This window comes from Dorea sp. AM10-31 (assembly GCF_003435815.1).
Lineage (GTDB): Bacteria > Bacillota > Clostridia > Lachnospirales > Lachnospiraceae > Dorea_D > Dorea_D hominis.
This window is the reverse complement of sequence record NZ_QTUV01000010.1, coordinates 32,422-54,800: the sequence shown is the minus strand read 5'-3', so window position 1 is coordinate 54,800 and position 22,379 is coordinate 32,422. Positions and strand designations below refer to the sequence as shown.

21 protein-coding genes are annotated in these 22,379 nt (G+C 42.2%); 19 read left to right on the top strand and 2 right to left on the bottom strand.

Annotated elements, in window-relative coordinates; genetic code table 11:
• Positions 1–4: 4 nt before the first annotated feature.
• From DW125_RS12575 to DW125_RS12520, 12 genes are all read left to right on the top strand, one after another.
• Positions 5–1,726, top strand: a complete 1,722-nt coding sequence (locus tag DW125_RS12575) for a peptidoglycan D,D-transpeptidase FtsI family protein (RefSeq protein WP_021861573.1) — start codon at positions 5–7, stop codon at positions 1,724–1,726.
• 65 nt (positions 1,727–1,791) lie between these two features.
• The gene (gene mraY / locus DW125_RS12570) at positions 1,792–2,748 is read left to right on the top strand and encodes a phospho-N-acetylmuramoyl-pentapeptide-transferase (protein WP_021861572.1); all 957 of its coding nucleotides are present in this window, start codon (positions 1,792–1,794) and stop codon (positions 2,746–2,748) included.
• Between the two features lie 9 nt (positions 2,749–2,757).
• Positions 2,758–4,110: a UDP-N-acetylmuramoyl-L-alanine--D-glutamate ligase gene (gene murD, locus DW125_RS12565; RefSeq protein ID WP_021861571.1), complete on the top strand. Its 1,353-nt coding sequence runs from the start codon at positions 2,758–2,760 to the stop codon at positions 4,108–4,110.
• Between the two features lie 15 nt (positions 4,111–4,125).
• Entirely contained in the window at positions 4,126–5,214 is a 1,089-nt protein-coding gene (locus DW125_RS12560) for an FtsW/RodA/SpoVE family cell cycle protein (RefSeq protein WP_021861570.1), read from the top strand.
• Positions 5,215–5,247: 33 nt separating this feature from the next.
• The gene (locus DW125_RS12555; RefSeq protein WP_021861569.1) at positions 5,248–6,009 is read left to right on the top strand and encodes a cell division protein FtsQ/DivIB; all 762 of its coding nucleotides are present in this window, start codon (positions 5,248–5,250) and stop codon (positions 6,007–6,009) included.
• 211 nt (positions 6,010–6,220) lie between these two features.
• Complete coding sequence (ftsZ, locus tag DW125_RS12550) at positions 6,221–7,483, top strand: cell division protein FtsZ (protein ID WP_021861568.1); 1,263 nt, start codon at positions 6,221–6,223, stop codon at positions 7,481–7,483.
• Between the two features lie 226 nt (positions 7,484–7,709).
• Positions 7,710–8,486, top strand: coding sequence for a sigma-E processing peptidase SpoIIGA (locus DW125_RS12545; protein ID WP_158549926.1), 777 nt, complete (start codon positions 7,710–7,712; stop codon positions 8,484–8,486).
• Positions 8,487–8,497: 11 nt separating this feature from the next.
• Positions 8,498–9,238: an RNA polymerase sporulation sigma factor SigE gene (sigE, locus tag DW125_RS12540; protein ID WP_021861567.1), complete on the top strand. Its 741-nt coding sequence runs from the start codon at positions 8,498–8,500 to the stop codon at positions 9,236–9,238.
• A gap of 104 nt (positions 9,239–9,342) precedes the next feature.
• Complete coding sequence (locus DW125_RS12535; RefSeq protein ID WP_021861566.1) at positions 9,343–10,950, top strand: MBL fold metallo-hydrolase RNA specificity domain-containing protein; 1,608 nt, start codon at positions 9,343–9,345, stop codon at positions 10,948–10,950.
• A 118-nt stretch (positions 10,951–11,068) separates the two neighbouring features.
• On the top strand, positions 11,069–11,854 hold the full coding sequence (gene sigG, locus DW125_RS12530) for an RNA polymerase sporulation sigma factor SigG (RefSeq protein ID WP_021861565.1): 786 nt from the start codon (positions 11,069–11,071) through the stop codon (positions 11,852–11,854).
• Positions 11,855–11,949: 95 nt separating this feature from the next.
• A complete protein-coding gene (locus tag DW125_RS12525) occupies positions 11,950–12,597 on the top strand; it encodes an HAD family hydrolase (protein ID WP_021861564.1) in 648 nt (215 codons plus the stop codon).
• 29 nt (positions 12,598–12,626) lie between these two features.
• A complete protein-coding gene (locus DW125_RS12520) occupies positions 12,627–12,890 on the top strand; it encodes a hypothetical protein (RefSeq protein WP_021861563.1) in 264 nt (87 codons plus the stop codon).
• A 12-nt stretch (positions 12,891–12,902) separates the two neighbouring features.
• Here DW125_RS12520 and DW125_RS12515 read toward each other — a convergent pair whose 3' ends face one another.
• The gene (locus tag DW125_RS12515; RefSeq protein WP_021861562.1) at positions 12,903–13,337 is read right to left on the bottom strand and encodes an FMN-binding protein; all 435 of its coding nucleotides are present in this window, start codon (positions 13,335–13,337) and stop codon (positions 12,903–12,905) included.
• Positions 13,338–13,480: 143 nt separating this feature from the next.
• On the opposite strand from DW125_RS12515, the gene pth reads away from it, so the two are divergent.
• From pth to DW125_RS12500, 3 genes are all read left to right on the top strand, one after another.
• Complete coding sequence (pth, locus tag DW125_RS12510) at positions 13,481–14,065, top strand: aminoacyl-tRNA hydrolase (protein ID WP_117538377.1); 585 nt, start codon at positions 13,481–13,483, stop codon at positions 14,063–14,065.
• Positions 14,066–14,069: 4 nt separating this feature from the next.
• Positions 14,070–17,411 carry a transcription-repair coupling factor gene (gene mfd / locus DW125_RS12505; protein ID WP_117538350.1) on the top strand — a complete coding sequence of 1,114 codons (3,342 nt, stop codon included), beginning with the start codon at positions 14,070–14,072 and terminating at the stop codon, positions 17,409–17,411.
• A 98-nt stretch (positions 17,412–17,509) separates the two neighbouring features.
• Positions 17,510–18,580: a peptidylprolyl isomerase gene (locus DW125_RS12500; protein ID WP_117538349.1), complete on the top strand. Its 1,071-nt coding sequence runs from the start codon at positions 17,510–17,512 to the stop codon at positions 18,578–18,580.
• 173 nt (positions 18,581–18,753) lie between these two features.
• On the opposite strand, the gene DW125_RS12495 is transcribed toward DW125_RS12500, so the two are convergent.
• Positions 18,754–19,200, bottom strand: a complete 447-nt coding sequence (locus DW125_RS12495) for a GatB/YqeY domain-containing protein (RefSeq protein WP_021861558.1) — start codon at positions 19,198–19,200, stop codon at positions 18,754–18,756.
• Between the two features lie 184 nt (positions 19,201–19,384).
• On the opposite strand from DW125_RS12495, the gene DW125_RS12490 reads away from it, so the two are divergent.
• From DW125_RS12490 to DW125_RS12475, 4 genes are all read left to right on the top strand, one after another.
• Positions 19,385–19,945 (top strand): V4R domain-containing protein, encoded by a 561-nt coding sequence (locus DW125_RS12490; protein WP_199537842.1) that lies wholly within the window; start codon positions 19,385–19,387, stop codon positions 19,943–19,945.
• Positions 19,935–21,194 carry a sensor domain-containing diguanylate cyclase gene (locus DW125_RS12485; RefSeq protein WP_021861556.1) on the top strand — a complete coding sequence of 420 codons (1,260 nt, stop codon included), beginning with the start codon at positions 19,935–19,937 and terminating at the stop codon, positions 21,192–21,194. Before DW125_RS12490 ends, DW125_RS12485 begins: the two co-directional genes overlap by 11 nt.
• A gap of 194 nt (positions 21,195–21,388) precedes the next feature.
• Positions 21,389–21,937 carry a stage V sporulation T C-terminal domain-containing protein gene (locus DW125_RS12480; protein WP_021861555.1) on the top strand — a complete coding sequence of 183 codons (549 nt, stop codon included), beginning with the start codon at positions 21,389–21,391 and terminating at the stop codon, positions 21,935–21,937.
• Positions 21,938–21,998: 61 nt separating this feature from the next.
• The gene (locus tag DW125_RS12475; RefSeq protein WP_021861554.1) at positions 21,999–22,370 is read left to right on the top strand and encodes a TIGR04086 family membrane protein; all 372 of its coding nucleotides are present in this window, start codon (positions 21,999–22,001) and stop codon (positions 22,368–22,370) included.
• The last annotated feature ends 9 nt before the right edge of the window (positions 22,371–22,379 follow it).

Here is a 22,379-nt window from a genome sequence, read left to right as displayed (position 1 = left end):
TTGTTTGAAGAACAGAACATATAATAAGAAGAAAATATTTTTTGTATTCTCCTGCGCGCTCATCCTGCTTATTCTGTTGTTCGGAAGACTTGCGTGGCTGATGATCTTCCGCGCAGAAGAATATCAAAAGAAAGCACAGCAGTTACATGAAAGAGAGCGCGATATTAAAGCTGCAAGAGGAGAAATCGTTGACCGGAATGGAAAAATCCTAGCAACAAACCGGACAGTCTGCACAATTTCTGTAATACACAGTCAACTGAAAGATTCGGAAAAGGTAATTAAAATATTGACAAAAGCACTTCACATGGAAGAAGCGCAGGTGAGAAAAAAAGTGAAAAAAATATCATCTATGGAGAGGATTGCGTCAAATGTAGAGAAAAAGACGGGAGATAAAATTCGAAATCTTGGGCTGGATGGTGTTAAGGTAGACGAAGATTTTAAACGATATTATCCTTATGGAAAACTTGCATCAAAGGTTCTTGGATTTACAGGAGGGGATAATCAGGGAATTATTGGCCTGGAAGTGCAGTATGAAGATTATTTAAAAGGGATAAATGGGCAGATTTTGACAATCACAGATGCGAGAGGAATAGAACTGGACGAAGAAGCAGAAGGACGAAAAGAACCGGTAAAAGGCGACACACTGAAAATCAGCCTGGATGCAAATCTTCAAAAATATGCAGAGCAGATGGCAGAAAAAGTCATGGAAGAAAAACAGGCGGAAAAAGTTGCAATACTGCTTATGAATCCGCAGAATGGAGAAATATTTGCAATGGTTAATGTACCGGAATTTGATCTGAATGATCCTTTTTCGCTTCCAGGTGAAGAAAAGAAAAATCTGACACCGGAAGAAGAGCAGGATGCACTTAACCGGATGTGGCGTAATGAATGTATCAGTGATACATATGAGCCGGGTTCTACATTTAAGATCATTACGGCATCGGCATGCCTGGAAGAAGGAGTGGTAAAGCTTTCGGATCGTTTTCATTGCCCGGGTTATAAAGTTGTGGAAGACCGGAAAATCCGCTGCCATAAAGTGGGAGGACACGGTGCGGAAAATTTTGTGGAAGGGATTCAGAATTCCTGTAATCCGGTATTTATTGACATCGGACTCAGACTTGGAGTAAATGATTTCTATAAATATTTCCAGAAGTTTGGACTGCTTTCACCAACCGGTGTGGATCTGCCGGGAGAAGCTGGAACAATCCTGCATAAGAAAAATCGTGTAGGACAGGTAGAACTTGCAACTATGAGTTTTGGACAGTCTTTTCAGGTTACACCGATGCAGATGGCAGCAACGGTCAGTTCTCTTATAAATGGAGGAAAGAGAATTACACCTCATTTTGGAGTAGAAGTTACAGATTCGGAGAAAAAGAAGACGGAAGTCTTTTCTTATGGAAGAAAGAAGAGAATTCTCTCAGCGAAGACTTCAGAGACCATGCAGGAACTGCTGGAAGGAGTGGTGGCAAAAGGCTCTGGGAAAAAGGCATATGTAAAAGGATATCATATTGGGGGCAAAACAGCGACTTCCCAGACTTTGCCAAGAAGTGCCGGAAAATATATTTCTTCCTTTATAGGATTAGCTCCGGCAGAAAATCCACAGGTTCTGGGCATGTGTGTGATCTATAATCCGAAAGGGATCTATTACGGGGGAACGATTGCAGCTCCGGTGATCGGAAACATTTTTCGGGAGACATTCCCGTATCTTGGCATTGAAAAAGAGTAGGAAATGAAGTATACTAGGTTCGTCGAGGACTTAACAGTCTGACAAAAAGATAAAAGAGGTGGATTATGAATTATACAGTATTTATGCCGGTATTGATTGCCTTTGCATTCAGTGCGATTCTGGGACCGATCATTATTCCGGTACTGCGAAAATTGAAGATGAATCAGACAGAGAGGGAAGATGGTGTGAAGTCCCATCTGAAGAAGGCAGGAACCCCGTCCATGGGCGGAGTGATCATCCTTTTGAGTGTGGTACTTACTTCAATCTTTTATATCAAAGATTATCCGAAGATCATCCCAATCCTGTTTGTGACAGTTGGCTTTGGTCTGATCGGTTTTCTGGATGATTATTTGAAAGTTGTGATGAAGCGTTCCGATGGTCTATATCCAAAACAGAAGATGGCATTACAGATCGTAGTTACTGCAATCTTCGCATTTTATGTGGTAAAATTCACGGATGTATCTCTGAAAATGCTCATTCCGTTCTCCGGAGGAAAATATCTGGATATCGGATGGCTGGCAATTGTCCTGATGTTTTTCGCTGTGATCGGCACAGTAAACGGTGTCAATTTCACTGACGGTCTGGATGGACTGGCATCCAGCGTAACCGTTCTTGTTGCAACATTTTTTACGGTTGTTGCGATCGGAACGAAAAGTGGAATCGAACCTGTAACATGTGCAGTTGTTGGTGCGCTGCTTGGATTTTTATTATTTAATGTATATCCGGCAAGTGTATTTATGGGAGATACAGGATCTCTTGCCCTTGGCGGTTTTGTGGCTTCAACAGCTTATATGCTTCAGATGCCGATCTTTATCCTGATCGTAGGACTGATCTATCTGGTAGAAGTATTATCGGTTATGATCCAAGTCACATATTTTAAGAAAACCGGAGGAAAACGTATTTTTAAAATGGCGCCGATCCATCATCATTTTGAGCTGTGTGGATGGTCAGAAACGCGTGTGGTCGCAGTATTTTCAATTATTACGGCTCTGTTGTGTCTCGTAGCGCTTATGGCAATGTAGGAGGAGAAAATGGAAGTAACAGGAAAGAAAGTACTGGTATTCGGTTCCGGTATCAGCGGAATCGGAGCTGTAAAATTATTGGAAGATCATGGAGCAGAGGTTATTCTTTACGATGGAAATGACAAGTTGGATAAAGTTGCTATGAAAGAACAGCTTGGGGATGGAGTAAAAGCAGAGATTATCCTTGGTGAATTTCCGGAGAAACTGATTGATACATTAGATATTGCAGTGTTGAGCCCAGGAGTACCAACAGACCTTCCGGTTGTAAATGCAATGCGTGATAAGAAGGTTGCTGTGATCGGTGAAGTAGAGCTTGCGTATGCATTTGGAAAAGGTGATGTGCTAGCAATTACCGGTACGAACGGTAAGACGACAACAACAACGCTTCTCGGTGAGATCATGAAAGCATACAAAGAGCATACATATGTTGTAGGTAATATCGGTAATCCGTATACTGTGGCAGCAAGACAGATGGAAGAAGATGCAGTTGCAGTTGCAGAGATGAGCAGTTTCCAGCTTGAGAGCATCGTAACATTCCGTCCGAAGGTCAGCGCGATCCTTAACTTTACACCGGATCATCTGAATCGTCATCACACGATGGAAGCATATGTGAATGCAAAGAAGAATATTGCAAAGAACCAGACAGCAGAAGATTACTGTATCCTGAACTACGAGGACGAGAGAACGAGAGAGTTCGGAGAACATATAGATGCACAGGTGATTTATTTCAGCAGCAGACAGAAGTTGGAAAAAGGAATATATCTGGATAACGGGAATATGATTTATAAGAACCCGGAAGAAGTGCTTGTATGCAATGTAGATGAATTACAGCTTCTCGGTATGCACAATTATGAGAATTATATGGCGGCTGTTGCGATGGCAGCAGTATATGGTGTGCCGATGGATATTATCCGCAAAGTGATCCGTGCATTTAAAGGTGTAGAACATCGTATCGAATATGTAACAGAAAAGAACGGTGTTGTTTATTATAATGATTCCAAAGGAACCAATCCAGATGCTGCGATCAAAGGAATCCAGGCAATGAACCGCAGAACGGTGCTGCTTGGCGGAGGATATGACAAAGGCTCCGAGTTTACAGAGTGGATCAATGCATTTGATGGAAAGGTTAAGAAACTGATCCTGATTGGCGCAACGAAGGAAAAGATTGCTGCAGATGCAGAAAAATGTGGTTTCCATGATTATGTGTTTGCAGATACTTTTGAAGAGGCAGTCCTTCTTGCAGCAAAGACAGCCGAGAGTGGAGAGGCAGTGCTTCTGTCACCGGCATGTGCAAGTTGGGGAATGTTCCCGAATTATGAAGTACGTGGAGATGAATTTAAAAGAATTGTAAATTCCTTATAAGGAGTGCAAAATAGTTTGACCACGTTCAAGGTAAGAGTGAAAAAATATGATCTGACACTGCTGGTTGTGCTGATGCTTTTAATTCTGGCGGGACTTGTGATCCTGTACAGTACAAGTGTCTATAATGGCGAAGTGAAGTTTCACGATGCCATGTACTATCTGAAAAAGCAATTATTTGCAACAGCACTGGGACTGGCGGTGATGTATCTGGTAGCAGGTATTGATTATCATATCTGGAAATATGCTGCTGTAGCTGGCTATGTGGGAGCGGTGGCTCTTTCCGTTTTAGTCCTTTTAGCAGGAGAAGAATACAATGGGTCCAAAAGATGGTTGTCTTTGGGCCCTTTTTCGTTTCAGCCTTCTGAATATGCCAAGGTCGCACTGATTTTATTTCTTGCATGGATGGTAAATAAAAATGCTAAGAAAATAGAGAAGATTACGATATTATTCAAGGTACTGTTCTGTATCCTGCCAATTGTAGGGCTGGTCGGAGCAAGTAATCTGAGTACAGCGATCATCATTCTTGGAATCGGAGTGATCCTTGTATTTGTGGCAAGTCCGAAATATGTACAGTTCATCTGGATGGGAGTGATCGGGACAGGATTTATGACGGTATTTCTCATGCTTGAGAGCTATCGCCTGGAGCGCCTTCTGATCTGGCGTAATCCAGAGCAGTTTGCCAAAGGATATCAGACAGTGCAGGGACTGTATGCAATCGGTTCCGGAGGACTGTTCGGCAGAGGGCTTGGCAGAGGAATCCAGAAACTTGGGTTTGTTCCGGAGGCGCAGAATGACATGATTTTTTCTATCATTTGTGAGGAATTTGGGCTGGCAGGCGCCGGCTTTTTGATTTTTTTATTTTTACTGTTATTGTGGCGCTTTTTTGTGATTGCGGTGCATGCGAAGGATCTGTTTGGCGCGCTGATTGTGTCGGGTGCGATGGCACATCTGATGATTCAGGTCATACTGAATATTGCTGTTGTCACCAATGCGATTCCAAATACAGGGATTACATTGCCGTTTGTCAGCTATGGGGGAACGTCGATCGTGTTTCTTCTTGCAGAAATGGGACTTGTGCTGAATGTGTCAACAATGGTAAGATAAAAAAAGCGAAAAGAGCTTTTAGGAGGCAGACAGATGGAAAGAGAAAGAAATGCAAGGCGCAGAAAGAACGCAAAGAAAAAGAAACAGGCGCAGAGAATCTATGCACTGGTTGTTCTGATAAGCGGACTTGCGATTATTATAATGACGGTCCTGCTTTTGTTTCATATACAGAGGATTGAAGTAAAAGGAAATGAATACTGTTCGGACAGGGAAGTGGCAGAGAGCATAAAAAGTGGCAGGCTTTCTACAAATTCCCTGTATCTGGTATTACAGTATGGGATGGGAAAAGGAAACGTGCTCCCGTGTTTTGAAAGTATGCAGGTATCTATGAAAAATCCATGGACCGTGCAGATCCGTGTAAAGGAAAAGACAATTGTTGCCGGTATGAAAGAGGGAGAACAGTATGTTTATTTTGATTCAGAAGGACTTGTTGTAGATAAAAGTGCCGTAAAAAAAATGGTGCCTCTTGTAGAAGGCATCACGTTGACTTCCAGTGGTGAGTACAAGGTATTGGAATGTGCAGATGCAAAACTTTTTTCGGAAGTACTGGATGCGTGCCGGGAATTACAGAATTATAATCTGTCAGTGGACAAGATTACCTGCAGGAATGACAGGATCTATTTGCGGATCGCAAATGTAAAAGTAAATCTTGGAGAGAGCATTTCCGCAGAGAAGATTGCACAGATCCCGCCAATTATCGAAAAACTGGGCGGGCAGGAAGGAACTCTGCATTTGGAAAATTACGCTGACGGGCAGGAAACGATCACATTTGAAAAAGCAAAAAAATCAAAATAAAAATAAGAAAAATTCCGCAATTCTATTGATATTTTATACAAAAGCCTATATTATATAATATATATGGCAAGCTGTACTTTTGTATGTGTTGCTTTATGTATAACGCATCGTGCCGCAGTGCCGCAGGATCGGGGAAGATGGCACGGCGGGATACTCGAAGAGTATGGGATGTATAATATATATAATAAGGATAACAAAGGAGGAGAAACCCTTGCTAGAAATTAAGACAAATGAATCAGAAGCAGCGGCAAAGATAATTGTTGTTGGAGTAGGTGGCGGAGGAAATAACGCCGTGAACCGTATGATCGATGAACAGATTGCCGGTGTGGAATTTATAGCTATTAATACAGATAAACAGGCTTTACAGTTATGTAAGGCACCGACACTTATGCAGATTGGTGACAAGATTACAAAAGGACTTGGCGCCGGAGCAAGACCTGAAGTAGGTGAGAAAGCTGCCGAAGAGAGTGCAGAAGAGATTTCCGCAGCACTGAAAGGTGCAGACATGGTATTCGTTACTTGCGGTATGGGCGGCGGAACCGGAACAGGAGCAACTCCTGTTGTGGCAAGAATTGCAAAAGAGCAGGGTGCATTAACTGTCGGAGTTGTAACAAAGCCATTCCGTTTTGAGTCCAAGACACGTATGAGTAATGCCCTTGGCGGAATTGAAAAGTTAAAAGAGAGCGTAGATACTCTGATTGTTATCCCGAATGACAAGTTATTAGAGATCGTTGACAGACGCACAACTATGCCGGAAGCTCTGAAGAAAGCTGACGAAGTATTGCAGCAGGGTATTCAGGGTATTACCGACCTGATCAATGTTCCTTCACTGATCAACCTGGACTTCGCAGATGTTCAGACTGTTATGACAGACAAGGGTATCGCACATATCGGTATCGGTCAGGGTCGTGGTGATGACAAAGCACTGGAAGCTGTGAAACAGGCAGTTGCCAGTCCACTTCTTGAGACAACGATCGCGGGTGCATCTCATGTTATCATTAATGTATCTGGTGATATTACGCTGATGGATGCTTCTGATGCGGCAGAATTTGTGCAGGATCTTGCAGGAGAAGAAGCAAATATTATCTTCGGTGCTATGTATGATGATTCCAGAGCTGATGAAGCAACGATTACAGTTATCGCTACCGGTCTTCACAATGTAGAAGGAAGCGCTTCTAAGTTAAAATCAAGACTGGAGAACAGAACTGCGCCGGCAGGAACCGTACATCACAGAGAATATGAAAGAGAGAGAGTTGCGCAGCCGATGAGAACACAGTCTCATATTCAGCAGCACGCTCAGTCATCCCAGAAACTGGATGCTGGCATGGCATCTGCAAAGAGCAGTGCATCCGCTTCCGGACAGCAGGTTAGAAGAGCGATGGGAGGAACAGCACCGACTCTTGAGACACCGAGAACACCTACGAGCAAGGTGAAGGAACAGTCCATCAAGATTCCGGATTTCTTTAAGAAATAAGTGTTTTTGTAAACAAAATAAAGACATAAGCAACAAAGAAGCCTACATTTTTATCGACAGATGAAGATGCAGGCTTCTTTGTTTGTTTTATTGCTGTCAGTTTCCGTCGAAAGAAACTGACAAAATCACGCCAGATTCTGACAAAATTCTAAAGGGCATATCTTTATAATAATAATTGCACATGGACCAAATCGATTTAGTTTCCAAAGGAAAAAGAAGGTGGAAAATGCAGTACGAACTGTACATAGATGTATTTTTCCTGATCAATGCCATTATGGATTGGATGCTCCTTAAGATAACAGGGAAAATCCTTTCGTGTAAAGTAGGAAAAATGCGTATCCTGTGGGGAGCATTTCTTGGAGCATTTTTGACATGTATTGTCTGGAGTATTCCTGGTATTCCAGGAATTTTGAAACTGCTTTTTTTCTACACTTTTGTAAATGTTGTTATGATTCAGGCAGGACTGGGAATCAGAAGAAGCAGAGAGCTTGTGAGAGCGTTCATCGTTCTCGGAATCAGCGCAGTGCTTATGGCAGGTATTCTGTCCCTGTTTCGGCAATATATCCGTTATGGCAGCCTTTTCTTTGGATGTGTGATTGCGGGGGACTACCTGGCAGGTGGAATTCTCTGGATGTTACAGCAGTTGTTCAGAAAGAAATTCGGAACATGCAGAATCCGTCTGGAGCATGCGGGGCAGAACTATGATGGAAAAGCACTGATTGATACGGGAAACCGTCTGCGTGATCCGGTCAGTGGAGAACCGGTAAATATACTGGATCCGGAAATAGCGGAATGTCTGCTGAAAGAAGAAATTCCACAGATGCGTGAGATCGCATATCACAGTATTGGGAAAGAAAATGGTGTTATGAAAGCTTTCCGGATAGAAAGAATGATATTTCCAGAGAAGGAAAATATGGTCATAAAGAACGGATTAGTTGCGGTCAGTGAGGAAAAGATCCTATGCGAAGATTGTCGGATGATTCTGAATCCTGATATATTTTAGGAGGAAATCATATGGTAATTAAAGTTGCAGTACCGAATCAGTTCAAATTAAAAATCATTCCGGGTATCCGTACATTTTTATTTCCGGATCATCGGGAAATCCATTATATAGGAGGATCGGAGATTCTTCCGGCACCACTTTCACCGGAGAAGGAAGAAGCGACGATCAGAAGTCTTAAGAATGGAGATGCGAATGAAGCAAGAAAGCTTCTGATCGAACATAATCTTCGTCTGGTTGTGTATATAGCAAAGAAATTTGATAATACGGGAGTTGGTGTGGAAGATCTGATTTCCATCGGAACGATCGGACTGATCAAAGCGATCAATACGTTCAATCCGGAGAAAAAAATCAAGCTTGCTACATATGCATCCAGATGCATTGAAAATGAGATTTTAATGTATCTGCGCAGAAATAATAAAACAAAGATGGAAGTATCGATTGATGAGCCGTTAAATGTGGATTGGGATGGAAATGAGCTGCTGCTTTCAGATATACTTGGCACGGATGAAGATACCATTTACCGGGATATGGAGCAGGAAGCAGAAAAGAAAGTGTTGTTTGGGGCAATCAACCGGCTGAGCGCAAGGGAGCAGACGATCATACGAATGCGATTCGGATTGAATGATGCGAAAGGTGAAGAAAAAACACAGAAGGAAGTGGCGGATATTCTTGGCATATCCCAGTCTTATATTTCGAGGCTGGAAAAGAAGATCATGCAGAGACTGAAAAAAGAAATGCTGAAGTATTCTTGATGATCGGTATTGCATGTGAAAAATGCCGAAAAATGACTAATATTCAGAAAATATAGAAAAAGAAATGAAAAAGTGGTACAATAAAGAAAAAAGGGGCTGATGATATGAAGCTTATATTTATCGGTGCAGACCATGAAGTTACAGGAAGCTGCCACTTGATTGAGGCATGCGGAAAACATATTCTCGTAGACTGTGGAATGGAACAGGGACCGGATCTGTATGAGAATCAGGAAATCCCGGTAAAGGCAGGAGACATCGATTATGTGCTTCTGACACACGCACATATTGATCATTCTGGAAAGATTCCACTGTTGTGCAAGGAAGGTTTCAGAGGAGAGATCATATCTACATTTGCAACAGCAGACCTCTGCGATATCATGCTTCGTGACAGTGCACATATCCAGGAGTTTGAAGCACAGTGGAGAAACAGGAAGGCAATGCGAAGTGGCGAACCATTATATGAGCCGTTATATACGATGGAGCATGCAATGGCAGCAATCAAACTTCTGCATCCGTGTGATTATGAACAGCGGATCACACTCTGTGACGGTATTGATATCCGTTTTACAGATGTGGGGCATCTGCTTGGATCAGCAGCGATTGAAATCTGGATCACAGAAGAAGGCGAGACGAGAAAACTCGTATTTTCCGGTGACGTGGGGAATGTGAACCAGCCGATCATCAAAGACCCAAAAACAGTAAAAGAAGCAGATTATGTTGTGATCGAATCGACGTACGGTAATCGTACACATGGAGAAGATATTCCGGATTATGTAGGAGAATTTACAAGAATCCTGCGAGAAACATTTGCGAAAGGAGGAAATGTTGTAATTCCGTCTTTTGCTGTTGGGAGAACACAGGAGATCCTGTATTTTATCCGTGAGATCAAAGAGAAGAATCTGCTTCCGGAATATCCGGGATTTGAAGTATATGTAGACAGCCCTCTTGCGATAGAAGCAACGAACGTATTCCAGAAAAATGTACAGTCCTGCTTTGATGAAGATGCAATGAAACTGATACAGCAGGGAATCAACCCGCTTGTATTTCCGGGCTTACGCACAACGATTACAAGTGATGAGTCAAAACTGATCAATTTTGATGAAAAACCAAAAGTTATACTGTCAGCATCTGGTATGTGTGAAGCTGGCCGTATCAGACATCATCTGAAACACAATCTGTGGAGAAAAGAATGTACGATCTGCTTTGTAGGCTATCAGGCAGTGGGAACATTGGGAAGAAAGTTGATCGAGGGAGCACAGGTTGTAAAACTGTTCGGTGAAAATGTGGAAGTCAATGCGAAAATCGAAGTGCTGAAAGGTATCAGTGGCCATGCAGATATGAACGGACTGCTATACTGGATGAGTGGGTTTACTTCTGATATCCGGCATGTCTTTGTCGTACACGGAGAAGATCAGGTAACAGATGAATTTGCTGCTCTTATTGAGGAAAAATTTGGCTATCCGGCGTTTGCACCTTATTCCGGCGGAAGCGTAAATCTGCTGACCGGAGAGATTATAAGTGAAGGTATACGGATGCCGAAGAAAGCATCTGAGAAACCGGAGAAAATCCGGAAACATACCGCATTTGAACGTGTGGTTGCGGCTGCGAAGAGACTGCTGGAGGTCGTTTATAAGAATGAGGGACTCGCCAATAAAGAGCTTGCAAAATTAGAATCCCAGATCCAGAATCTTGCAGATAAATGGGACAGATAGAAAAGAATGTCAAGGGATAAAAGTTTTTTTATTTTATCTTAAGACCGCATAACGTGTGTAGATATGGAGATGATTTCTACTAGAAAAGAAAGTACATCTGGTAGAGGAGGATCTCGATATGACACAGGGAAAAGTAGAAATATGTGGAGTGAATACAGCAAAGCTTCCAATCCTGAGTGAAAAGGAGAAGGAAGCTTTGTTTGCGCGTATAAAAGAAGGAGATGAAGAGGCGAAAGATGCTTATATCAAAGGAAATCTAAGGCTGGTGCTGAGTGTGATCCGGCGCTTTTCTGCGAGCAGTGAAAACTCGGATGATTTATTTCAGATCGGCTGTATCGGTCTTATTAAAGCAATCAATAATTTTAATACAGAATTGGACGTAAAGTTTTCTACTTATGCAGTTCCGATGATCGTTGGAGAAATCCGTCGTTATATGCGGGATAACAATTCCATCCGTGTTAGCAGATCCCTGCGAGATACAGCGTACAAAGCGATTTACGCAAGGGAAAATTATATGAAACAGTATCAGAAAGAGCCGACCGTGCAGGAAATTGCAAAAGAAGTAGGCATATCGAAAGAAGATATTGTCTTTGCGATGGACGCAATCCAGACACCGGTAAGTCTGCAGGAGCCGGTGTATAACGATGGCGGAGATGCACTTTATGTGATGGATCAGATCAGTGACCATAAAAATAAAGAAGACAGATGGATTGAGAATCTGTCACTGGAAGCGGCAATGAACCGTTTAAATGAAAGAGAGAGGTATATCATTGATCTGCGCTTTTTTGAAGGAAAAACACAGATGGAAGTGTCGGATGAAATTGGAATTTCACAGGCACAGGTCAGCAGACTGGAAAAAAATGCACTGCGTATTATGCGGCGCTATCTTGGGGACGGAAAATGATTCCGTTCCTTTTTGATTGCAGATTGAAAGGAATTTTTAGTTGCATTTTAGAACAGGTCATACTATTATATTAATTGCATGGAGGACATAAGAAAATGAAAGCTTGTATTTTTGATTTAGATGGAACACTTACAGATACTCTGGAATCGCTTGTATATTCCGTACGCGCCACATTGAGAGAGATGGGATTGCCGGAGATTACGAAAGAGCAGTGCAGAACTTTTGTTGGAAATGGTGCCAGACGTCTGATGGAAGAATCGCTGGCAGCTGTCGGTGATGAGAATGCAGAACGGCTGGAAGAAGGAATGCAGGTTTATGGAAGAATATTTGATGAGAACTGTACATATCATGTAACACCTTACGAAGGAATTGTTAAGATGCTTGAAGCATTGAAAGACAGAGGAATCAAACTCGCCGTATTATCCAACAAACCACATGCACAGGCGGTAAAGGTTGTGCGTAAGATCTTTGGTGACGGAGTGTTTGATTACGTGTCCGGGCAGCAGGAAGGAATTAGGAGAAAACCCGCGCCGGATGGTGTATGGCATATTCTGGAGGTACTGGGTGCAGAGGCATCGGAATGTCTGTATGTGGGAGATTCTGAAGTGGATATAGAAACGGGAAAGAATGCAGGTCTTAAGACGATTAGTGTAACTTGGGGCTTCCGTTCCGAACAGGAATTAAGAGAAGCAGATCCGGAGCATATGATCGCGAAGCCGGCAGATCTTCTTGCATATGTTTAAAAGTCTATGAGAGGAAGGAGGAAAAGAGCATGTATGAGTATGATGAGGAATGTCTGAAAACATTTCTGGAGAATCAGTCACAGCTTTTTGACGAGCCGGTGGCAGAGACGCTGGAAGGAGCAGAAGCTTTTCTGGAGGAATGCATGGCAACGATCGTAGAGAATATTGATGAAGTCCGTGAATTTCTTGAAGAAGAGGGACTTGACGTTGAAGGAATGTCTTCTGAAGAACTGGAAGACGCATCTGAAGTATTCGTACTTCCGGGGGGACGTTATTTGATCGTAGAAGGATAGGAAAAGCCGCAGCTATTTGGATGCTGCGGCTTTTTCTAACGCTTCTTGTATTGCATTTATAATGATCTGGGAAGTGTAAGGATTGTCTTTGGAGTAGGAGATATTTTCTAAAGACTGTTTTTCGTAGACCTGGTCGGCAATCTCTTCGAGAGTGGGCTGTATCAGTGGGTACATGGCAGTAACAGATTCGCTTAAGTTTGTGAATCGGATTGAACTAATTTTGGAACTGTCAACGGTTACTTCCACTTCCAGATCTGTATTATTTAAAGTGAGGGAAGAAGAATAAGTTCCCGGCGTATATGTCTGGCCGGAAGTCTTTTTTTCTTCCTTTTTTGGTCCGAACATAAAGAAAAGAAGTAAAATCAGTATAAGTGCAAGAACAGCAAATACGACTGTATATATAATTTCTCTCATATGCAGTACAATTATTTTAGTTTTGGAACTCATCAGCGACCTCCTGTATATTATAGATTCTATTTGCTTTCTATAATGTATGAAAAAAAACGGAAAAATATACATGTATTTTTTCCGTGACAAATGAGTAGAGTTCCTGTAGAATGTTAAAAGAGAAAATGGAAGGTGAGAAACATATGTATATAATTGCAGGACTTGGTAATCCTACCATGCAGTATGAAGGAACCAGACATAATGCCGGGTTCGATGTCATAGATGCACTGGCAGACAAATATAATATATCCGTAGACGGGCGTAAGAACAGAGCCTATATCGGTAAAGGAATCATAGAAGGACAGAAAGTACTCCTTGTAAAACCGCAGACTTACATGAATCTGAGCGGTGAGAGCATTGGGGGGCTGGTTGATTATTTTAAAATAGATGAAGAACAGGATCTGATCGTCATTTATGATGACATCAGTCTGTCGCCGGGACAGATCCGTATCCGTAAGAAAGGAAGTGCCGGAGGACATAACGGGATCAAAAATATTATTGCCCATCTGGGAACCCAGGTATTTCCAAGGATTAAGGTCGGAGTGGGAGAGAAACCGAAAAAATATGACCTTGCCGATTATGTGCTGAGTCATTTTACAAAGGCGGAGAGGAAAGAGATGGAAGAAGGCTACCAGAAAGCAATTCAGGCTGTGGAGAAGATCCTTGCCGGTGAGATGGAAGCGGCTATGAATGAATTTAACCGTAAGGTGAAGCCTAAGGAGGCATAAAAGTATGAAGGCGCTGACAGAACCGTTACGAGAGCTGGCGGAATTTGAAGATATTTATAAAAAAAGAAAAGAAAACCCCGGGATGATATGCATTTCGGGGTGTGTTACTTCTCAGAAAACACATTTTATGTACGCACTTGGCGATGGCTCCGCTTACAGAGTCATCGCCTGTTCCAGTGAGTCAAAAGCGAGAGCTTTATATGAAGAGTATAAGATGCTTTCGGAAGATGTGTATCTGTATCCGTCAAAGGATTTTCTGTTTTATCAGGCAGATATAAGAAGTAAAGAGCTGGTGAAGCAGCGAATGGAGGTGCTGGAGGCGGTTATTCAGAAGGAGCAGGTGACGGTTGTTACGAGTTTTGATGCATTTATGGATGTGCTGCTTCCGAAAGAGACGATCCGTGAACGTGTGATTCATATAAAGAATACGGATACACTGGATCTGAAGGAACTGGAAGACCGACTGGTGAAGATTGGATATGACAGAGAAGTACAGATTGAAGGTCCCGGTCAGTTTGCCGTTCGGGGAGGGATTATTGATATTTATCCACTTACAGAGAATCTGCCTGTACGGATCGAACTGTGGGGGGATGAAGTGGATTCTGTCCGCAGTTTCGATGTGGAGACACAGCGTTCAATCGAAAATCTGACGGAAGTGTTCATTTATCCGGCAGTAGAGTATCCGACTGACGAAGAAAAAGGCGTATCGTTTCTTGATTATTTTGAAAAAGAAAAGACAATCCTGTTTCTGGATGAGCCAGTAAGACTTCTGGAAAAAGGCGAAGGCGTGGAAGAAGAGTTCGTAGAAGCGCAGAAGCGTCGTGTAGAGAATGGCTGCAAAGTTTCGGATGAAGAGATGCGGATGTATACCGTTGAAGAGTTGAAAAAAAAGATGAATGGATATGCATCTGTCGGATTTATGGCATTGGAAATGCGCGCACCGGGGCTGGAACTCCGGGAATCCTACCAGTTACAGACAAAGAGCGTTAATCCATATAACCGGAGCTTTGAACTTCTGACGCAGGATCTTAAAAGATTGAAAAGAGGAAAATACCGCGTTGTATTATTGTCCGGTTCAAGAACGCGTGCCAAACGTCTTGCCGAAGACTTAAGAGATTATGATCTGAGTAGTTATTACAGTGATGATTCGGACAGGCTTGTGAAACCGGGAGAGATTATGACAGCATACGGACATATTGCAGAAGGATATGAGTATCCGATGCTGAAATTTACAGTCATTGCAGAGAGTGATATTTTCGGAAAGGCGAAGAAAAAGAAAAAAAGAAAAATTTATGAAGGACGGAAGATCCAGAACTTTTCTGAGCTGAAGCCGGGAGATTACGTTGTACATGAGAATCACGGCCTTGGGATCTATCAGGGAATCGAAAAGATTGAGGTTGATAAGATTACCAAAGATTACATGAAAATTGCCTATGCCAAGGGCGGCAATCTTTATATTCCGGCAACACAGCTTGATCTGATCCAGAAATATGCCAGCGCGGATGCAAAGAAGCCGAAACTTAACCGTCTCGGCTCCCAGGAATGGGTGAAGACGAAGAAAAGAGTCCGCGGTGCGGTAAAGGTTATCGCCAAAGATCTGGTAGAACTGTATGCAGTAAGACAGAACCAGGAAGGTTATGTGTACGGACCGGATACGGTATGGCAGCAGGAATTTGAAGAGATGTTCCCGTTTGAAGAGACGGAAGATCAGATGCATGCGATCGAAGCAGTGAAGAAAGACATGGAGAGCAAGAAGATCATGGATCGTCTGATCTGCGGGGATGTTGGCTATGGAAAAACGGAAGTTGCCATCCGTGCGGCATTTAAAGCAGTACAGGAAGATAAGCAGGTTGTCTATCTCGTCCCGACAACTATTCTTGCACAGCAGCATTACAATACATTTGTTCAGCGTATGAAAGAATTTCCGGTGCGTGTGGATCTGATGTGCCGATTCCGTACACCGTCGCAGCAGAAAAAGACGATACAGGATCTGAAAAAAGGGCTTGTTGATATTGTCATCGGTACACACCGTGTGCTGAGCGAAGATGTGGAATTTAAAAATCTCGGATTGCTCATTATTGATGAGGAACAGCGCTTTGGTGTGCAGCATAAAGAAAAGATCAAGAAAATGAAAGAAAATGTCGATGTGCTGACGCTTACGGCGACACCGATACCAAGAACTCTGCACATGAGTCTCATCGGTATCCGTGATATGAGTGTACTGGAAGAAGCTCCGGAAGAGCGTATGCCAATCCAGACTTATGTCATGGAATATAATGATGAAATGGTACGTGAGGCGATTGAGCGTGAATGTGCCAGACAGGGACAGGTTTATTATGTATATAATCGGGTGGAAGATATTGCAGATGTGGCAGGTAGGATTCAGAAACTTGTACCGGATGTAAATGTGGCATATGCACATGGACAGATGCGGGAGCATGAACTGGAAAAGATCATGTATGATTTCATTAACGGGGAAATCGATGTGCTTGTATCTACGACAATTATTGAAACAGGACTGGATATTTCCAATGTCAATACAATGATCATCCATGATGCGGATAGACTGGGACTTTCTCAGCTCTACCAGCTTCGTGGACGTGTCGGAAGGTCGAACCGCATGGCATACGCATTTTTACTGTACAGAAGAAATAAACTTTTAAAAGAAGTAGCAGAAAAACGACTGGCGGCGATCCGGGAATTTACAGATCTGGGTTCCGGTTTTAAGATTGCCATGAGGGATCTGGAGATCCGTGGAGCGGGAAATCTGCTTGGAGCTGAACAGCATGGGCATATGGAAGCAGTCGGTTATGATCTGTACTGTAAAATGTTAAACGAAGCAGTCAAACAGTTAAAAGGTGAGATGGAGGAAGAAGATTTTACGACAACCATTGATCTGAATGTAGATGCATTTATCCCGGATTCCTATATTCCGAATGAATACCAGAAACTGGATATTTATAAAAGGATCGCGGCAATCGAATCGGACGAAGAACGGGAAGATATGGAGGAAGAACTGATCGACCGTTTTGGAGATTCGCCGAAAAAAGTTGGTACCCTTCTGGAAGTTGCTGCACTGAAAGCAAGAGCACATAAGCTTTATGTGACGACAATTGAACAGAAAGGTGACATGTATACCTTTACAATGTATGAACATGCGAAAGTACAGCCAGAGAGGATTCCGAAGCTGATCGAACTGTTCCGGGGGAGTCTTACATTCCGTGCAGAGAATTATACATTTGTATATGTTCACAAGATTCGGAATAAAAGAGAAAAACCACCGATGCCAACAGAGATTGTAGCAAAGGTTCTGGATGGTATTGCAAGAATTCTGGTACAAAACTAATAAAATCTTAATAATCATTCGGGAATAGCCGGTTGACTCATTCTGGTATGTTAAGCTATACTTAAGAGAACGATCAGAATGCAGAAGGGAAATAAGATATGAAGAAAAGAATCACAGCAGTGATACTCGCAGCAGTGCTTGCAGTCACAACGCTTACCGGATGCAGTTCATCAATGAGTGGAAAAGATGCGGCAGTAACGGTAAATGGGATTGATGTAACTGCTGATATTGCTGAATTTTATGCAAGATATATCCAGGCGGGATATGAGACTTACTATGCGGCATATATGGGAAATGATATGTGGGGATCCCGTGCTGAAAAGGGCAATAATTATGAAGATGCAGTCAAAGAACAGGTGATAGAAGATCTGGAGACGATGCTGTTATCGGAAGAGCATATGAAAGAATATAAGGTGACGCTCTCCCAGGCAGAAAAAGATGTGATTGAGAAGTCAGCCAGAGAATTTGATGAAGATAATGCGCTTCATAATAAGAATCAGGTGTCCGGTGAAAGAAAGACAGTAAAGCGCCTGCTTACACTGATGGCTGTAGAGAGTAAAGTGAAAAAAGCAGTAGAAGATAAAGCAGATGTGAAAGTCACGAATGAAGAGGCAAAACAGAAGCGGATGCAATATGTTCTGTTCCCTTATAAAGAGACGAAAGAGACCGGAAAAGGACTTGAACTTTCCGCTGCTGAGAAGAGACAGGCAAAAGCAGATGCAGAAGCTTTTCTGGAACATGCAAAAGAGAAGAAGGATTTTGAGAAAGCGGCACAGGATGCCGGGAAGATTTATAAAGAAGTGACATTTGATTCCGCATCTATAAAGCCGGACAAGAAGCTAGTGAAGGCAGCAGATGAACTTTCCAAGGGAGATCTTACTGATGTGGTTGAGACAGAAGAGGGATGTTATGTAGCAAAGCTTGTCAGCTTGAAAGACAGAAAAGCAACAGCGGATAAGAAGAAAAAATTGATTGCACAGCGAAAGAATAAGATTTATGAGCAGACGAAAGATGAATGGCTGATGGAAGCGGATATCAGCATACACAAAAGAGTATGGAGATCGATTTCTTATGCGAATCTCGGTGTGCGGATCAAGCAGAAAGAAGAGAAGCCTTATACAGAACATATGAAGACGGACGATCAGACGAATACAGATGTTGATTATTAAAAGATATCAGAGTCAAAAGATGCCATGCAAATGGTTTCGTACTTCGTACTTTTTCAGGCTTTTAACTTTGGCATCAAAAAACAGCAGGTACGGATGTATCTGCTGTTTTTATTATGGCGATGAACTAAGAACCGATCATTTTACGGTCACGGTATTTGAAAAAAGGTGACAGGTTAGTTCATATAAGTCATTAAAATATCATTGACCAGTTTGCCGTCGGCTTTGCCTTTGACTTTTGGCATCAGAACTTTCATGATCTTACCTTTGTCTTTTGCTTCAGGTGCTTCGATTCCGACTTCGGAAAGTGTCGCGTCGATGACAGCGCGGATCTCAGCTTCATCCATCATCTTTGGAGCATACTGCTCTAAAACTGCGAGACGTTTGTTGCACTCGTCAATGATCTCAGTGCGGTCGGCAGGTGTCATTTCCAGAGTTTCTTTAGTCTGTTTAATTTCTTTTAAGATAACCTGAGTTTCTTCCTCGGCGGTCAGGTCAGAACGTTTGTCAATCGCTTTATTCTTAAGAGCTGCGAGTAACATAGATAAGGTTTCCTTGCTTTCTTTATCACCGGCTTTCATAGCTTTTACCATGTCAGCGCGGACTTCATCGATTTTACTCATATTTCATTCCTCCTCTTTAAATCTGCTATCCATTATACAGAAATACGGTGAAAATATCCAGAGTTATGTAAAATCTTTCACATGATATTTTTGGCAACATTACGTTGAATCTTGTTTTTGATAATGATATACTAAATCTGGATGTACATTTGCACAGAGTCTAGAGAGGAAATACAGAAGGACAATGAGTAATAATATTTTTATGGGGGACCGCAGTCCTATTTCATTTGAAGAATATTTGCAGTTTAATGAAAATGGACGGGGCAATCTTGGGGATATGCTTCCGGTAACAGTATACCGGATGTTGGAATATTCGATCAAAGAAGAGCTTGTAAATAATTTCGGAAAAGAAAAGCAGATAGAGATTTTTCGGAAAGCAGGACGCAAATCCGGTGAATATTTTGCAAAGAATATGATGAATCTCGACCAGCCACTGGATTCATTTCTGAGTGAGTTACAGCGAAAACTGGAAGAATTTAAGATTGGTGTTTTAAGAATTGAAAGTATAGAAGAAAAGAGCGGGAAAATCATATTGACCGTATCGGAAGATGCGGACTGTTCAGGACTTCCGATTCTTGGCGAGACTGTATGTAATTATGATGAAGGATTTATTTCCGGAATTTTATCTGTATATACAGATAGGCCATATGAAGCCATTGAAGTAGACTGCTGGGCTACTGGTGACCGTGTATGCCGGTTTCATGCAAATGTAATAGAAGACGGGGAACAGACAGATGAAACATAAAGATAATTGTGAACAGTTATTTGAATATCTTCGCAGTATTTTATATGACGATAAAGTGAATGCTTTGCAGATAGATGATCTGGAACCTGCTTTTGAGAAACTTGGAAAAGGAATGCAGTATCTGGAACAGGCGGTACGAGAGATGAAAGAATATTCTGCGGCGATATCTGTGGGAAATCTTTCGGTGGAAGCGCCGCCGCGTGAGAATTTCCTGTGTAAGAATCTCAAAAATATCCATGCAAATCTGAACCATTTAAGTTGGCAGGCAAAACAGGTTGCCAAAGGAGATTATTCCCAGAGTGTTTCTTATCTGGGAGAATTTTCGGAAGCGTTTAATACAATGACAAAGCAGTTAAAAGAGCGGGAACAGTATCTGAAGCAGGAAGCAGAACGTGAGAAGACACATGCGAATATGGTAGAAAGTTACAATCAGCTTTTGATCCAGCTGATCGAGCGAAGCAAAGAAGACATTCTTGTTTTAAGTAAAGACAGACAGGAAACACTGTATTGCAGCGGGAAGAGTCTGTCAGATTCAAAACACAGAGAAATTTACGAGATCTGCCGGGAAAGACTTGCAGAAAAACTTGCAGAGGTTGAGGCGGAAGAGAATGCCTGTGAGTGTGAATGGGAGTGGGAAGAACAGGTGTCCGATCATCGCTATTATTATGTCGCTACAGGATTTATGGAGTGGCAGGGTGAGAAAGCATACGCACATATTATACGTGATATCACGGAAGAAAAGGAACGTGAGGAAAAACTGGAAGAGAAGGCATATCTGGATGCGCTTACCGGGATTGGTAACCGTAATCTTCTGGTTGGAAAGATGAAAGAATTTCTTGAAAAAAGCGAAAAATTTGTGTTCTGCTACTGTGATCTCGATCATTTAAAATATATCAATGATACTTATGGTCATGAAGAAGGAGACTGGTATCTGAATCATTTTGTCGATATAGTACAAGAACAAATCCGAAAGAAGGATCTGTTTGCAAGGATTGGTGGAGACGAATTCTGCATTGCGATTGAAGAATGTGACAAAGCATATCTGAGAGAACGGATGCAGATGATCCAGGAAGCTTTCCGCACCAGAGTAGAACGTCCATATCTGAAAGATTTCAGCTTTGGTATTATTGATTCTTTTGAATTTCCGGTGAAAGCATCGGTGCATGAGCTGATCCAGGAAGCAGATAAACGTATGTATAGCCAGAAAGAAGAACATCGAAGAGCACTGGAGCTTCATAACCGCACATAGGCGGGTATGAAGCTCCTGATATTTCTATGGCTGGGAGCTGTCAGTGGCAGTCTCGGCAGGTTTTATGAAATACAGAATATTTTTACATATTTTCCATATACTAACTGCGCAGATTATATATAGAAAATATTACAGAAATCAGGAAACTTATAAATCAAAAAGCAGTTAAAATAACTTGGGTATTGGAGGAGAATATGAAAGCCACAGGAATAGTCAGAAGGATAGATGATCTCGGGCGCGTCGTTGTTCCAAAAGAAATCCGCAGAACACTCCGCATTCGGGAAGGAGATCCGTTAGAGATATTTACAGACCGGGAAGGTGAAATCGTATTGAAGAAATATTCACCAATCGGCGAATTGAGTGCACTGGCGGGAAATTATGTGCAGAGCTTATCGCAGAGCCTGCACTGCACGGCAGCAATCTGCGATATGGATCAAATCGTTGCGGTGGCAGGTGGAGGTAAAAAAGAACTGGACGAGCAGCTTATCAGTAAAGAACTGGAAGAAATACTGTTAAAAAGGAAAAAACTGCTTGCATTTCAGGAGGATTCTTCTTATATAAATGTTGTGGATGTTGAAGAGTCTGCTTTCACCGGAGAAGCAATCGGCCCGATTTTGTGTGAAGGGGACGTGATTGGAGGTGTGCTTTTACTTGGCGAAAAGAACCGAAAGAAATTAACCGATCTGGAAATGCAGGTCGCCGTCTGCGTTGCAGATTTTCTCGGCAGACAGATGGAACAATGAGGAAGAAACAGGAATAAAAGCCCTTTTCTTTTCATACTTTTGATAAAGAGGAGGGAAGAAGATGAACAGGCTGGAAAAAAATCAGAAAATCATATGGCTGTTGAAGGCATTGCTTTTTTCCTATGTAGTAACAGGCATCAGTCTGCTGCTGTTGTCTGTTTTGTTGTACAAATTTGAATGGAATGAGCATCTTGTTTCGGCAGCAATTGTGGCAGTATATGTATTATCAACGGTTGTAGGAGGAATTGTGATCGGAAAGCTGGTCAGAACCAGACGCTTTTTCTGGGGACTCCTTCTGGGAAATTTATATTTTATTCTGCTTCTGGTCATTACGATCATACTGTATCGTTCGCTTTCCGGAAATGGGCTTAATATGCTGACGGCATGGATTCTCTGTACAGGTGGCGGCATGACAGGCGGTATGATCTCATAAAAATTACGG